The following is a 13,613-nucleotide window of genomic DNA, read 5'->3' as shown; positions in this document are numbered from 1 at the left end:
ATTAGTATCTTAAAAGAGTTGGACAATTCCTGCAATATAAGAAAAAGCCTGCTCCGATTGGAACAGGCTAAATTGTGCGGGCAGATTAAAATTCCTTCGCTGCCGCTTTTGCTTTTTCAAGTCCTTCATTGATTATTTCCTGTGCACGGTCAGGGAATTGGTTATGGCCTTCAACGATGATAGATTCAACGTTCTGGACGCCCCAGAAGTTCAGGATGGTGCTCACATAGTTGACGGCCATTTCAGCGCTTGCCGCCGGGCCTTCAGAATAAATGCCTCCGCGTGCATTAAGAAGGACAACCTTCTTGTCTCCCAGCAGACCGACAGGGCCTTCTGCTGTATAGCGGAAAGTTTTTCCTGCCTGTCCGAGATAATCAAGATAAGTGTGCAGTACTGCAGGAACAGTGAAGTTCCAAAGCGGGAATGCGAATACCACTTTATCTGCAGCCAGGAACTGGTCCAGATATTTGTTTACCAGGTTTGCTGCTTCAGTTTCAGCTGGCGTAAGCTCCATGCCTTTAGCAAGCTTGAACATGCCGCCCATCATATCATTGCTGTAGTATGGCAGGTTTTCGCCGAATAGGTCCAGCTCAGTGATTTGTTCGCCTGGATGAGCTTCTTTGTAGCTTTCAACAAAAGCATTATAGAGCTGAACGCTTACAGCCTGATCGGCCGGGCGGGAATTGGCTTTGATGAATAATACGTTTGACATAAGAATACCTCGCTTTATTTTTCTGGGTTGCTATAGCAACTGTGAATGATGCTGTATAAGACAAACATCACTTTACCACATTCTTGGTTGTTGTAGCAACATTTATGCAGGCAAATGAACAGACTACTGGACATTTGCCTGCATTTTGCGGAGAATCCTTCTGACTTCGTTCTGCTCTTCCTCTGAGATTCCCTGGCAGACGAGAGAGTTGAACTCCTCAGTTAGGGGAATGATGTGCTCCCCGAGCTCCCGGCCTTTTTCTGTCAGGAACAGCTGAAGGGAACGGCGGTCGCTTTTATGCTGGATCCTTTGGATAAATCCCTTTTTCTCAAGATTGGATACCATGCGCGCAATATTGGTTTTATCTTTCAGCAGCCTTTCCGCTACTTCATTTTGTGTGATTCCATCCTTTTCCCAAAGCAGCATCATGATTAAATTTTGCTCGGGAGCCAGATTATAAGGCGCCAGCCTGTTCTTTACATAGCTGGTCAGCGTCAGGTCGGTCTGATGGATATAGATGCTGATGTAATCGGTAAAAGAAAGCTTCAAAAGGGTTCCTCCGTTCTATAAGTAAACAGGCTGCAGATAATCATATTTTATGGTTATGACAGCAAAAAAACAATAAGTTGAGCATCAATGTGCCGGAAGGTGATCTTTTAGTTGATAATCGGAAAAAACTGCCGATATAACCAGTATGATATGCCTATAAAAAATGAATGAGGTTATACACCCATGTTTACAGTCCGAGACTCAGAGAATATATATATTCTGCAAGGACATTATTCTGTCCCGATTGTTCTTCTTTCTATTATTATTGCCTGCTGTGCGTCTTATACCGCACTATCCATGAACCAGCGTATGCAGCAGCCAAGCTTTTTCCAGCAGAGGTTCTGGCTGCTGCTGTCTTCCATTGCCATGGGGCTCGGAATCTGGTCCATGCATTTTATCGGCATGAGCGCGTTCATGCTTCCGATGCCGATGAAGTATGATTTGACGCTTACAATCGTTTCTGTGTTTCCAGCCTTTTTGGCCTCTTATCTGGCCTTTTATATCAGCAACCGGAAGAACAGCACTCATTGGCCATCTGCTATTTCAGGGGCCATCATGGGGATGGGCATCTCAGCCATGCATTATTTCGGTATGGCTGCCATGAAGATGGAAGCTGAATACAGCTATAAGCCGGGCCTGTTTGCCGCCTCCATCGCCATTGCTGTCGTAGTGTCCTATGTTGCCTTGTATATATTTTCTGTGCTGCAGAAATATATGGGCAGATTTCTGGTAAAAGCGGCCACTGCTCTTATCATGGGCCTTGCGATTACAAGTATGCATTACACCGGTATGGCCGCTGTTGTTTTTTATACAGATGCGCCATTGGGCCATGCTTTGCATGAGATGCATAGTATGGATATGAGGCTCTTGATAGGCGTCATCACGGCGGGAATCTTGATTCTCCTTGCCATTTCCGGCTTGACGAGCCTTCTGGACCGTTATGTAGAATACCGCCTGAGCTATTTTGATCCGCTTACAAAGCTGCCGAACCAGCGGCAGTTTGAACAGGATTTGAAAAACGGGGGCAAAGGATGCCTGGCCATCATCCATATCCATGACCTGGAGAAATGGAACAGCGGTTTTGGCTATTCATTCGGAGATGAAATCATCCAATCTGTCCATGTGGGAATTAAAGGGCTGCTTCCGCTGGAAATGAAGGCATACCGCATCGAAGGAAATCGTTTTGCGATGTTCGCCTCCGGGGAGCATGAATATGAAAAATTAAAGGCAGCCTTGCATAGAATCATGGCTGTATTCACTCAGCCGCTGATCATCGGAAAACAGCGGCTCGTGATAGATATGGTGTGTGCAGTAAGTTCAGCCAGCGATAAACAGCCGCATAAAGAACTGTTCTCAAGCACAATGGCTGTACTCCTGCATTCAACAACCAGGTACAAGCATGAGGTAATTGAATATAATCCCGCTGTCCATACCTACAGCTTTGAAAAGGAACTGGCTAAGGATATCACACTTGCTATGGAAAATGACGACCTTTTTCTTGTCTACCAGCCGAAAATCTCCTCAAGCACATGGGAAGTTTCAGGCATGGAGGCATTATTGCGCTGGAACCACCCCAGGCATGGCATGATTTCGCCAGGCGTTTTCATTCCCATCCTCGAGGAAAGCGGGAAGCTTTTCAAAGTCACAGACTGGGTGATTGAAAAAGTATGCCTTCAGCTGTCCCACTGGCGAAAAGAAGGGGCAGCCCTTCACCAGATTTCCATTAACATCCCGGGCCCTTATCTGACTTCAGCCAAACTGCTGAACGTTTTAATAGACAGTCTTGAGAAATATGATATCAGCAGCCATCTGCTTGAATTGGAAATCACGGAGACCAGCGTCATCCACGATATCGAGAATGCCATTCAGGCAGTGGCGCAGTTCAGGGAAATGGGGCTTTCTGTTGCCTTGGACGATTTTGGTACAGGCGTATCCTCTCTTTCGTATTTAAAAAGAATACCGATTTCGACCATCAAAATTGATAAATCCTTCGTCGACGGGGTGCCGATGTCAGAAAAGGATTCGGCCATCCTGCGGGCCATCATTTCTCTGTCCTGCTCCCTGAATTTAAAGGTCGTCATCGAGGGAGCAGAATATCAGGACCAGATCGACTTTATTGGTTCTTTAAGCGAATCGCCGCATGTACAGGGCTATTATTTTTCCCGCCCGCTGAAAGAAGAAGAGCTGCAGGACTGGATACAGAACAGGCATGAAGAAGCCTTGGTTTAAGAAAGAAGGCAGGCCGGACACTTTCAGTCCAGCCTGCCTTTTCTATATGCTAGATTTCTTTGAGTGCACTCTCCAGATCTCCATATCCCCTTTTGTCCTGAAGCATCGGATCATCCGTCTCGGCCGTCCAGCCGTTTCCAAGAGCCGTAAATCTTCCATCCTCCTGCTGTGCAAAAGGTGTATGTATATGGAACGTCCGATCATCCTTCTTGACCGTGCAGCCGAAATAATAGCGCCCGCCCTGGCCCGGCTCCTCATAAGTGCCTATACTGTCCGCCCCGTATTCATTCAAATAGCCCTCAAAAGACCTCTGCAAATCCGCCAGAATCTGCTCACGCGTCATCGATTCCACTGTGCTGTCTCCCTTCGTTGTTATCTGCTTTTAATATGGCTTGGTTCTTAGGTTTTATTCTTCACAGTGAATGGGTTACTTGTAAAAAGGTGTGAGATATAATGATAATTATTTGTTTTTTAAAAAAATTTGAAACCCTCAGCTGCTTCACCTCGTCAAATCACGAATTTTAAACAAGGTGGTGGGTTTTGGTGTATATAGAAGGTGAGCAGGATTTTAATCCGGATTTGGCAAAGAATGAAAATTTGGAAGAAATATTAGAAGAAATCATGGTTACATACGGAACGGAGCTTGCAACGCTTGCTTTCTCTTATGTAAAGGATGCCGGGCTGGCCAAGGATATTGTACAGAATGTATTTATCAGCTGCAGCTCCAGCCTGCAAAAGTTTAAAGGGGAGTCTTCCCTGAAGACCTGGCTGTACCGGATCACCATTAACCAGTGCAAAGACCATTTAAAGAGTGCGTACTTCAAAAGGATACTTTTACCAGGTAAACAGGAGGACAACTCAACACCTCATGCGGACAGCCCTGAGGCAGCGTTACTCGAAAAAGACCATAAAAGGCAAATCAGGGATTGTATCATGTCTTTAAGCCCGAAATATAAAGAGGTCATTTTTCTATACTACTATCAGGAGTTTACAGTTGGAGAGGTGCCTCCACTCTTCGTATATCAGAGAATACTGTCAAAACGAGACTGAAACGGGGAAGAGAAAAGCTCGGGGCGATATTGAGAAAGGAGGACATGCAATGGGACAGGATATAAAAAGCAAAGATCTTTTTAGTGAGGTGGAATTTACTGCAGAGGACAGACAGAAGGTGCAGGACTGTATAAAAAATAGTGAAAAACCACTTTTCATTAAATGGCGGATCAAATCGATTGCAGCAGCTGCAGTTCTCCTCACTTTGGCAGGTTCCTTGGCTTTATTCGGATCAGGAACAAAGGCATTTGCTTTTTCAAACTTTCCTTTCTTTGATTCCATCTTCAGCCTTTTTGGCGATGAAGGGCTCCAAAAGGCCTCAAATGACGGAAATGTATCGCTTTTATCTTTAGAAAAGCAGGAAGATGGGATTAAGATGAGCATAAAAGAAGCGGTTTACGATGGACGCAGACTCTCAATCAGTTATGTGATTGAATCAGAAAAGCCGATAAATAATTACTCATATAAACAAATCGATGCTTATATACCCCTTAATCATTCTGAAGAGGGTATCTCCAGGAATGGTGTAAGGGATGAACAGATTTCTGAAAACAAAGTGGCAGGCATCTCAACCTTTACGTACGATTATGATAAAGGCGAAATGCCGGATAAAATAAAGGTGGACTTTCTATATAAAGCTACAACAGACAAATCTTACAAATGGGAAAAGGACTTCTCGTTCCGGTTCCAGTTCCCTGTTGAAAAATCAGAGGATATTAAAACCATCCCTATGAATATGGTTAAACAGTGGGAAAACAAAGTACTAGAACTAAAGAGTATTAAGCTGAGCCCGCTGACTACATCGGTTAATCTCCGATATAAGGAGCCATATAACAATAGGGAGCCCTATCCGTCTCATACAATCAGGCTTATTGATGAAAATGGCAAAGTTTTAAGGAATTTAAACAATTGGACAATGGGAATGGGGACCCAGACAAAAGAAAACGGCCAATGGTACAGTGTGACTGAATACAAAGAGTTTTTCGAGCAAGTGGACAAAGGTTCGTCAACCGTAACCATACAGGTGATAAATGGGACTTCAAACAGGTTTAAAGAAGATACGCCTCTAAGTAGTACCCCGCTCTCAACTGAAGCAGCCTTCCAGATGGGAGAAATGGGCAGCATTGAAATAGAAGGAATTGAAAGGGCAGACCAAACACTCATAATTGCCTATAAATATAAAAGCTCCCTGGCGTTCCTGAATGATTTTCAGTTTATGCTTACAGATAAAAATGGGGGATTTTATCATGGCATTGAGAAGTCCCGGGAATATTTAGGAGGCGAAGCTTATCTTGTTGAAGAAGTGTTCCCGAATACGCCGGATGAAGGTCTTTTCATCAAATATTTTAATGAAAAGGCTCCCGAGCTCATAGAAGAATTCCAAATGGAAGTACCGATCAAATAATCCTTTCAGGAAAAGGATATCCCTTCTCTACTGTAGAAGTTAACTCCAACAAGAATATACAGGAGGCTGAGCAATGGAACAGGAATTCAAATCATTTCTCAATCATTACCTCCAGGTTTGGAGGAACTCATCGCTCGAAGAAATGAAAGAGCTGATATCAAAGGATTATCAGGCAAGGGAAATCCGCGGGGATCAGATTGATGATTTTGGCTACGATGAGTCGGTCAAAGGCTGGGGGCAGGGATTTCGGTATGTAAAAGAGAATGAAGGGATCTGGGATTTGAAGGAGCTTGCTGTCATTCCGCTGAAGGAGGATGAAGTGATGGCGGTCTTGTCGGCCTCGATTATTATAAAGGGAGAACGGATCGGCACAGCCAATCTCTTTTTCGATACCTTCAAAAAAGACGGAGAAGGCAGCTGGAAGCAGGCCAGAAGCTATGTAGAAACAGGAATTTCCCCGGAAAGAATCGGCACCCTGCAGTTCCAGCAGCATATCTGAAAAGGACCATGCGCAGTGGTCCTTTTTCTTTGTTATCATACATATAACAGTAAATGGAACCAGCAGGAGGTGAGCTCCATGATCAATCTGGATTTTACAGGTAACGCAGTAGAATGGGCAGCCACCATATTGGCTTATGCAGCTATTGTGATTGCCGCAATCGTTTTATATAAAAAGCAGGATGAAAAGCCCAAGGTATTAAAAATCATCCTCATTATGTTTATTGGACTCTTTTCTTTTTCAATTAACTGGCAAAGTGACGGCCTGCCCATCCGGCTGCCGATACTGCCTCTCGGGGTATGGATTCTCTATTTTTTCTCCAGGGGCAAAGAAGGGAGATGGGCAAAGTACCGGCGGTTTGCCTGGCTGGGGTTTGCCGCCAATTTTGCTTTGCTTGCGGCTTCACTTGCAGCGGCTATGTTTTACCATGGGGTCTATGACACAAAGGATCCTGCCGTCTATTTGGCCAGTGTTGAGAATGCAGAAGTGGTCCTGCTGCACCCTTCAGCAGAACGGACAGTTCTCCGCCAGGGAGCACTGCTGGAGACAGGAACATGGACCAGGGGAAATTTTGATAGTGAAGAATGGTACAGGGAAATAACGATGGACGACAATCATGATGAAAGATTTCCTTACCTTCTTTCCGGGACAGAGCCTAAATGGGGAAGCGGCCTGGAGTCAGTCATTTATATTGAAAAGGATGGGAAGGGCGTCTTGATCTCAGGGCCTGATGCTCAGATGTATTACCGGTCTGAAAAGCCGCTGATTGAACCCTATGCCAGATAAAAAGAATCTTAGCAGGCCTCTCCGCATTGTCCGTTCATCCATTATGCTATAAAATCAGAAGCAGAAGGATAATGGGGTGAGCCATGTGAACTATAAACGGATTAAACCGCGTAAAATATATGAAGAAATTGCTGAGGCGCTAATGGATATGATCAAGTCAGGAGAGCTGAAGCCGGGAGATAAGCTTGCTTCGGTCCAGCAGCTGGCTGAAAACTTCCAGGTCGGCAGGTCTGCGGTCCGGGAGGCCTTGAGCGCTCTGCGTGCCATGGGGCTTGTGGAAATGCATCAGGGCGAAGGAACCTATATCAGGGAATTTGAATCCAATATGCTGACGCTTCCAGTGTATACAGCCATGCTGATGAAAAAGACAGATGTTAAAAATCTTCTGGAGGTGCGGAGGATCCTTGAGGTCGGCGCCGTCAGTGCTGCTGCAGAAAGGCGTACGGTAGAGCAGCTGGCTGAAATTGAATCAGCGCTTGAGCAGATGAAAAAGGCCAGCGATGAAGAGCTTGGGGAAGAAGCGGATTTTCAGTTTCATATGGCGATTGCCAAGGCGTCGCAAAATGATCTGCTGATCAGCCTGATGAATAATGTTTCGGAAATGATGGTGACCACCATGCGTGAGACAAGGAGAATCTGGCTGTATTCTACCGAAAAAGCTTTAGGCCGCCTCACACTCGAGCACCAGAGCATCTATGAAAGCATCCGGGACCAGGATGGGCCCCGCGCCCAGCAGCTGATGCTTGACCACCTGCATAGTGTGGAAGAGGTCCTGATGAAATATATGAACGAAATGGAAGAGTGAGGGCCTGCATCCGAGGGGGATGCAGGCTTATTTATTTTTTATGATTCTTTGCTCGGTATTTAGGAATCCATTAAAACCGAAAAGCGGGACTCCCTGCAAAAGTTAATATCTGAAAATTTCCTATTGTAATGTGAAAGCGTTTTACTTATACTGTTTAATAGAATAAAGTCATCTGATGACCTGTTAACATGATGAATGAATATGCGATTAAAAAGGAGAGAAAAACCATGAGTATTGGAATGCTCGCTCTCATTGCTACCATACCGATTGTTTCGGTATTTGTTTTTTTAGTCATATTGAGATGGCCAGCGAATAAGGCCATGCCTTTATCGCTGATCGTAACCGTCCTGATGGCCATGGCTGTGTGGAAGGTGCCTGGCGCCCAGATCGGGGCTGCTGCTGTCAAAGGCCTGGCGACCGCCCTTGAAGTAGGGGTGATTGTCTTCGGAGCAATCCTGCTTCTTAACACCTTGAAAGAAAGCGGTGCCATCTTTACGATACGTAAAGGCTTTATGAGCATCTCGCCTGACAGGCGCGTCCAGACGATCATCGTCTGCTGGCTGTTCGGTTCCTTCCTGGAAGGTGCCGCAGGATGGGGAGCCCCGGCGACAATTGTCGGTCCGCTTCTTGTGGCAATCGGATTCCCCGCGATGGGAGCTGTCATGGTTGCCCTGATCCTGCAGTCAACGCCGGTATCATATGGAGCCGTCGGTACACCGATCCTGATCGGCGTCAATACCGGACTGAAGGATTCGCCGCTTGTCCAAAGCTATGTTGCTGAACAAGGAACAACGATGGAGGCATACATAAACGGTATCGGCGGCCAGGTTGCCCTGATTCACGGAGTGATTGGGATATTCATCCCTCTCTTTATGGTTACGATGCTGACTTATTTCTTTGGAAAAAATAAATCGATTGCAGAAGGGCTTGCCATCTGGAAGTTTGCTATTTTCGCAGGACTCGCATTCACGGTGCCTTACGCGCTTGTGGCCAATCTCCTTGGACCGGAATTCCCGTCCATGATCGGCGGTTTGATAGGACTTGCCATTGTGGTGCCGGCAGCAAGGAAGGGATTCCTTGTTCCGAAAAAGTCCTGGGATTTCGATTCAGCAGACAACTGGGATCCTGCCTGGACGGGAACCCTCCAGGTTGATAAAGAAGATGCTGCGAAAAAGCCTGTCTCTTTCCTGGCAGCCTGGATGCCTTACATCCTTGTTGCGGTACTGCTGGTGCTGACAAGACTGAAGACACTCCCGTTTGCCGGGTGGATCCAGTCCTGGGTCATCAGCCTTGAGAATGTATTCGGGACAGTCATCACAGTTGAATCCAAGCCGCTGAATATTCCCGGTGTTGTATTCATTGCTGTATCGCTGATCTCCATCCTTATTTACAGGATGAATATGAAAGCATACGGCCGGGCGGTCAAAGATTCTGTCAAAACCGTTGTCAGTGCCATGGCAGCCCTTATTTTCGCAGTGCCGATGGTGCAGGTATTCATCAATTCCGGCGTCAACGCAGCTGACTATACCAGCATGCCGCTCGCACTCGCTGAGGGCATATCAGAGGTATTCGGCTCCTACTGGCCGCTTGCAGCACCGACGATTGGAGCGATCGGCGCATTTGCGGCCGGAAGCAATACAATCAGCAATATGATGTTTTCGCTCTTCCAGTTCGGGGTGGCAGACAATATCATGGCAGCACCTGCCACAATCGTTGCCCTGCAGGCAGTCGGCGGAGCTGCCGGCAATATGATCTGTGTGCATAATGTTGTGGCTGCGTCCTCTTCTGCAGGCCTGATCGGAAAAGAAGGAAATTTGATCAGAAAAACACTGATCCCGATGACCTTCTATGTCATTTTTGCCGGGGGGATCGGCTATACAGCCATCAATGGCTTAGGCTTGAATGCAGGGACAGCCATCCTCGCGCTTGCCGCCGGCTTCATCCTCGTGATGCTGTACAAAGGGGAAAAACAGAACCGTACGGAAAGCAGGCAGCTGAAAAAAACAGCTTGATAATCGGCAGGTTCCTATAAGGGGCCTGTCTTTTTCTCAGGAAAGTATTTTAGTGTACTAAAGTCATCTGATGACCTGTTGACTATAAACCTATAAAGATTTAAACTATATAGTATCAAAAGTAAAAAAAGTGAATCAGCTTTCAAAAGAAGTGAAAGCGATAACAAGGAAAAGGTGAAACCGATGAAAGTATCATTATTTGTTACCTGCCTGATCGATATATTCCAGACTGAAGCGGGAAAAGATACCGTGGAGCTGCTCGAAAGGCTCGGCTGCGAGGTCGATTTCCCGGAGCGCCAGACATGCTGCGGACAGCCTGCTTACAACAGCGGCTATGTGGAAAAAGCGAAAGAATCGATGAAACATATGATAAAAGTTTTTGAGCATGCAGATTATGTGGTATCTCCTTCGGGATCATGCAGCACGATGTTCAAAGAATATCCCCATATTTTCAAAGGGGACCCGAAATGGGAAGAGAGGGCCCAGCGTTTGGCTGATAAAACGTTTGAACTGACGCAGTTCATTGTTGATGTGCTCGGCGTCGAGGATGTCGGTGCCAGGCTTGATGGGAAGGCAACCTATCATACTTCCTGCCATATGACGAGGCTGCTCGGAGTGAAGGAAGCGCCGATGAAGCTGCTGGGCAATGTGAAGGGGCTTGAGATGAGGCCGCTTCAGAACAGCTATGACTGCTGCGGATTTGGAGGCACTTTTTCGGTAAAAATGACACCGATTTCAGAGCAGATGGTCGATGAAAAAGTCATGCATATTGAAGAATCAGAGGCTGATATTTTAATAGGCGGAGATTGCGGCTGCCTGATGAATATCGGCGGGCGGATCGAGAGGCACGGAAAGCAGATCAAAGTAATGCACATAGCATCCGTCCTGAACAGCAGATAAAAGTGCAGAGAAAGAGGGGGAATAAAAATGGCAATGAAGATTGGAGATAAGCCCTTTAAGGAACGGGTTGCCGGCGGCATCAATGATACGTTTATGCGCGGAGCCGTTTCCTCTGCACAGGGGCGCTTCCGCACAGGGCGCCTGAATGCAGCGGAAGAGCTTGGGAACTGGGAGGGCTGGCGCCAGCTTGGCGAAGAAATCCGCTCCCATACAATAGAAAATCTTGACTACTATCTGGAGCAGCTGAGCGAAAATGTGGCAAAGCGCGGCGGCCATGTCTTTTTTGCGGAAACGGCGGAAGAAGCGAATGACTATATCACGAATGTTGTAAAACGGAAAAAAGGAAAAAAGGTCGTTAAGTCCAAATCAATGGTCACAGAAGAAATCAACATGAACGAGGCGCTTGAAAAGGCCGGCTGTGAAGTCATTGAAACTGACCTTGGGGAGTGGATCCTGCAGGTCGATGACCATGATCCTCCTTCCCATATCGTCACGCCCGCACTTCATAAAAACAAAGAACAAATCCGCGATGTGTTCAAAGCGAAGCTGGGCTATGACAAAACGGAAAAGCCGGAAGAGCTTGCCTTGTTTGCACGGGAAAAGCTTCGCAAGGAATTCCTGGAGGCAGACATCGGCATCACAGGCTGCAATTTTGCCATTGCAGAGTCCGGCACGGTTTCTCTTGTGACGAATGAAGGAAATGCCCGGATGGTTACGGCGATCCCGAAGACGCAGATCACCGTTATGGGCATGGAGAGGATTGTACCGACCTGGGAAGAAATGGAGGTCCTGGTCAGCCTTTTGACAAGGGCGGCAGTCGGGCAGAAGCTGACAAGCTATGTCACCGGCCTGACCGGACCCAAGCAGGAGGGCGATGTTGACGGACCGGAGGAATTCCACCTGGTCATCGTCGACAATGGGCGCTCGAAGATATTGGGGACGGCCTTCCAGTCAATCCTGCACTGCATCCGCTGTGCAGCCTGCATCAATGTTTGCCCGGTCTACCGCCATGTAGGCGGACATTCCTACGGCTCCATCTATCCGGGACCGGTCGGGGCTGTCCTGTCGCCATTATTGGGCGGCTATGATGAATTTAAAGAACTTCCTTATGCTTCGACCTTATGCGCGGCGTGCACAGAGGCATGCCCGGTGAAGATTCCGCTTCACGAGCACCTGCTGCGCCATCGCCAGGAAATTGTCGAGAAAGAGGGCAGGGCTCCTGCCTTTGAGAATCTTTCCATGAAGGCCTTCAGCATGGGTACTGCTTCACCGGCCATGTACAATATCGGTTCAAAGCTGGCACCGGCGGCACTTGGCGTCTTTTCAAAGGATGAGAAAATTTCCAAAGGACCCGGCCCGCTGAAAAATTGGACAGATATCCGCGAATTCCCGGCACCTAAGAAAGACCGGTTCAGGGACTGGTTCAAAAAGAGAGAAAAAGAGGGTGACAAATAATGCCTGCAGGACAAATCCAAAACCGCTCATCTTTCCTGGATAACCTGGCGAAGAATCTTGGACGGGAACGGCGCATTCATGTTGAAAAGCCGGTCTGGAAGCATAATCCGCAGTGGGAGGTCCTAAAGGGCTTTTCACAGGATGAGCTTGCCGAAGTCCTCATCAAGCAATGTGAAATCATCCATACAGAAGTGCATCGGACAGTAACAGCCGACCTTCCTTTTCTGATAACAGAACTGATAAAGGAAACAGGCGGAAAATCAGTCGTCACATGGGATGACCCCCGTTTTGAAGAATGCGGGCTCGGCAGCATGCAAAGCACCCTTAAAACGGACGGAATCGATCTGCATGTATGGGATCCCGAAGCCGGGGAAGAAAACCTCGCCATTTCAGCCACCGCCGATATCGGGATCACCTTCAGTGACACAACCCTGGCAGAATCCGGAACCGTTGTCCTATTCAGCGGCCAAGGAAAAGGGCGGTCCGTCAGCCTCCTGCCAGCCATCTACTTTGCCATCATCCCAAAAAGCACCATCGTACCAAGAATGACCCAGGCAGCCAAAGCCATCCACGAAATCGCAGCCAAAGGAGAAGAAGTCCCATCCTGCATCAACTTCATCTCCGGCCCAAGCAACAGCGCCGACATCGAAATGAACCTAATCGTCGGCGTCCATGGCCCAGTCAAAGCTGTTTATTTGGTAGTAGATGACTTATAAGGAAAGCTGACGAAATAAAGCTGTTCAGTAATTAAAGGCTCCCAAAATCAAGTTATAAGCAGACTAAGAGTTATTTAAGCTGCATAACATTTCAGCCAAGGCTTACCATATAAATTCCGAAAACCTGCTGATTGGAGTGGAAGGCACGCAGACTCCTGCGGGAGATAGCGGCAAGGCTGAGACCCCGCAAGAGCTTGCCCTGAGGAGGCTCAGCGTCGCCCCGCGGAAAGCGAAGTGCCTGCAACGCAAATCAGCAGCCTCCATTAGCAAGAGGAAAAGAGTCTATGAGTTGAATCAGATTGAAAAAAGGGTATAACCACCCAAAAGAGTTATTTGTGTTAAACAACTTTTCAATGGAAACCATGCCAAAATTTCGAAGACCTGTTGATTGGAGTGGAAGGCACGCAGACTCCTGGTTGAGATAGCGGCAAGGCTGAGACCCCGCAAGAGCTTGCTCTGAGGAGGCTCAGCGTCGCCCCGCGGAAAGCGAAGTGC

13 protein-coding genes are annotated in these 13,613 nt (G+C 47.3%); 10 read left to right on the top strand and 3 right to left on the bottom strand.

Features of this window, described 5'->3' with window-relative positions; translation table 11 throughout:
* Positions 1 to 85: 85 nt before the first annotated feature.
* Complete coding sequence (locus RBB45_RS11975) at positions 86 to 712, bottom strand: FMN-dependent NADH-azoreductase (protein ID WP_009791815.1); 627 nt, start codon at positions 710 to 712, stop codon at positions 86 to 88.
* A gap of 123 nt (positions 713 to 835) precedes the next feature.
* Positions 836 to 1,261, bottom strand: coding sequence for a MarR family winged helix-turn-helix transcriptional regulator (locus RBB45_RS11970; RefSeq protein WP_009791814.1), 426 nt, complete (start codon positions 1,259 to 1,261; stop codon positions 836 to 838).
* A 183-nt stretch (positions 1,262 to 1,444) separates the two neighbouring features.
* Here RBB45_RS11970 and RBB45_RS11965 point away from each other — a divergent pair, with 183 nt between their 5' ends.
* Complete coding sequence (locus RBB45_RS11965; RefSeq protein WP_306009607.1) at positions 1,445 to 3,490, top strand: bifunctional diguanylate cyclase/phosphodiesterase; 2,046 nt, start codon at positions 1,445 to 1,447, stop codon at positions 3,488 to 3,490.
* A 49-nt stretch (positions 3,491 to 3,539) separates the two neighbouring features.
* On the opposite strand, the gene RBB45_RS11960 is transcribed toward RBB45_RS11965, so the two are convergent.
* Complete coding sequence (locus tag RBB45_RS11960; RefSeq protein ID WP_009791812.1) at positions 3,540 to 3,833, bottom strand: DUF5634 family protein; 294 nt, start codon at positions 3,831 to 3,833, stop codon at positions 3,540 to 3,542.
* A 200-nt stretch (positions 3,834 to 4,033) separates the two neighbouring features.
* Between RBB45_RS11960 and RBB45_RS11955 the strand changes: the two genes are divergently transcribed.
* The 9 genes from RBB45_RS11955 to RBB45_RS11915 all read left to right on the top strand — a co-directional run bounded on the left by RBB45_RS11955 (position 4,034) and on the right by RBB45_RS11915 (position 13,118).
* Positions 4,034 to 4,540: a sigma-70 family RNA polymerase sigma factor gene (locus RBB45_RS11955; RefSeq protein WP_306009739.1), complete on the top strand. Its 507-nt coding sequence runs from the start codon at positions 4,034 to 4,036 to the stop codon at positions 4,538 to 4,540.
* Between the two features lie 49 nt (positions 4,541 to 4,589).
* Positions 4,590 to 5,945: a DUF4179 domain-containing protein gene (locus RBB45_RS11950; protein ID WP_306009606.1), complete on the top strand. Its 1,356-nt coding sequence runs from the start codon at positions 4,590 to 4,592 to the stop codon at positions 5,943 to 5,945.
* A gap of 73 nt (positions 5,946 to 6,018) precedes the next feature.
* Positions 6,019 to 6,444, top strand: a complete 426-nt coding sequence (locus RBB45_RS11945) for a flavoprotein (RefSeq protein ID WP_306009605.1) — start codon at positions 6,019 to 6,021, stop codon at positions 6,442 to 6,444.
* A 78-nt stretch (positions 6,445 to 6,522) separates the two neighbouring features.
* Positions 6,523 to 7,230, top strand: a complete 708-nt coding sequence (locus RBB45_RS11940; RefSeq protein WP_248138421.1) for a hypothetical protein — start codon at positions 6,523 to 6,525, stop codon at positions 7,228 to 7,230.
* 85 nt (positions 7,231 to 7,315) lie between these two features.
* Entirely contained in the window at positions 7,316 to 8,035 is a 720-nt protein-coding gene (locus tag RBB45_RS11935) for a FadR/GntR family transcriptional regulator (protein WP_101551757.1), read from the top strand.
* A 227-nt stretch (positions 8,036 to 8,262) separates the two neighbouring features.
* Positions 8,263 to 10,047 (top strand): L-lactate permease, encoded by a 1,785-nt coding sequence (locus RBB45_RS11930; RefSeq protein WP_306009604.1) that lies wholly within the window; start codon positions 8,263 to 8,265, stop codon positions 10,045 to 10,047.
* Between the two features lie 183 nt (positions 10,048 to 10,230).
* Complete coding sequence (locus RBB45_RS11925; protein ID WP_009791805.1) at positions 10,231 to 10,947, top strand: (Fe-S)-binding protein; 717 nt, start codon at positions 10,231 to 10,233, stop codon at positions 10,945 to 10,947.
* A 27-nt stretch (positions 10,948 to 10,974) separates the two neighbouring features.
* On the top strand, positions 10,975 to 12,402 hold the full coding sequence (locus RBB45_RS11920) for a LutB/LldF family L-lactate oxidation iron-sulfur protein (RefSeq protein WP_306009603.1): 1,428 nt from the start codon (positions 10,975 to 10,977) through the stop codon (positions 12,400 to 12,402).
* Positions 12,402 to 13,118, top strand: a complete 717-nt coding sequence (locus RBB45_RS11915) for a LutC/YkgG family protein (RefSeq protein ID WP_306009602.1) — start codon at positions 12,402 to 12,404, stop codon at positions 13,116 to 13,118. Before RBB45_RS11920 ends, RBB45_RS11915 begins: the two co-directional genes overlap by 1 nt.
* Positions 13,119 to 13,613 lie beyond the last annotated feature (495 nt).

Source organism: Bacillus sp. MMSF_3328 (assembly GCF_030733525.1).
GTDB classification, from domain to species: Bacteria; Bacillota; Bacilli; order Bacillales; family Cytobacillaceae; genus Bacillus_AB; species Bacillus_AB infantis.
The sequence above is the reverse complement of the archived record's forward strand: the minus strand, read 5'-3'. Positions and strand labels throughout refer to the sequence as shown.

Excerpts from the sequence above, each read along its gene's own strand:
- RBB45_RS11975 (WP_009791815.1), bottom strand. The coding sequence starts at position 712 with ATGTCAAACGTATTATTCATCAAAGCCAATTCCCGCCCGGCCGATCAG.
- RBB45_RS11965 (WP_306009607.1), top strand. The coding sequence starts at position 1,445 with ATGTTTACAGTCCGAGACTCAGAGAATATATATATTCTGCAAGGACAT.
- RBB45_RS11960 (WP_009791812.1), bottom strand. The coding sequence starts at position 3,833 with ATGACGCGTGAGCAGATTCTGGCGGATTTGCAGAGGTCTTTTGAGGGC.
- RBB45_RS11950 (WP_306009606.1), top strand. The coding sequence starts at position 4,590 with ATGGGACAGGATATAAAAAGCAAAGATCTTTTTAGTGAGGTGGAATTT.
- RBB45_RS11945 (WP_306009605.1), top strand. The coding sequence starts at position 6,019 with ATGGAACAGGAATTCAAATCATTTCTCAATCATTACCTCCAGGTTTGG.
- RBB45_RS11940 (WP_248138421.1), top strand. The coding sequence starts at position 6,523 with ATGATCAATCTGGATTTTACAGGTAACGCAGTAGAATGGGCAGCCACC.
- RBB45_RS11930 (WP_306009604.1), top strand. The coding sequence starts at position 8,263 with ATGAGTATTGGAATGCTCGCTCTCATTGCTACCATACCGATTGTTTCG.
- RBB45_RS11925 (WP_009791805.1), top strand. The coding sequence starts at position 10,231 with ATGAAAGTATCATTATTTGTTACCTGCCTGATCGATATATTCCAGACT.
- RBB45_RS11920 (WP_306009603.1), top strand. The coding sequence starts at position 10,975 with ATGGCAATGAAGATTGGAGATAAGCCCTTTAAGGAACGGGTTGCCGGC.
- RBB45_RS11915 (WP_306009602.1), top strand. The coding sequence starts at position 12,402 with ATGCCTGCAGGACAAATCCAAAACCGCTCATCTTTCCTGGATAACCTG.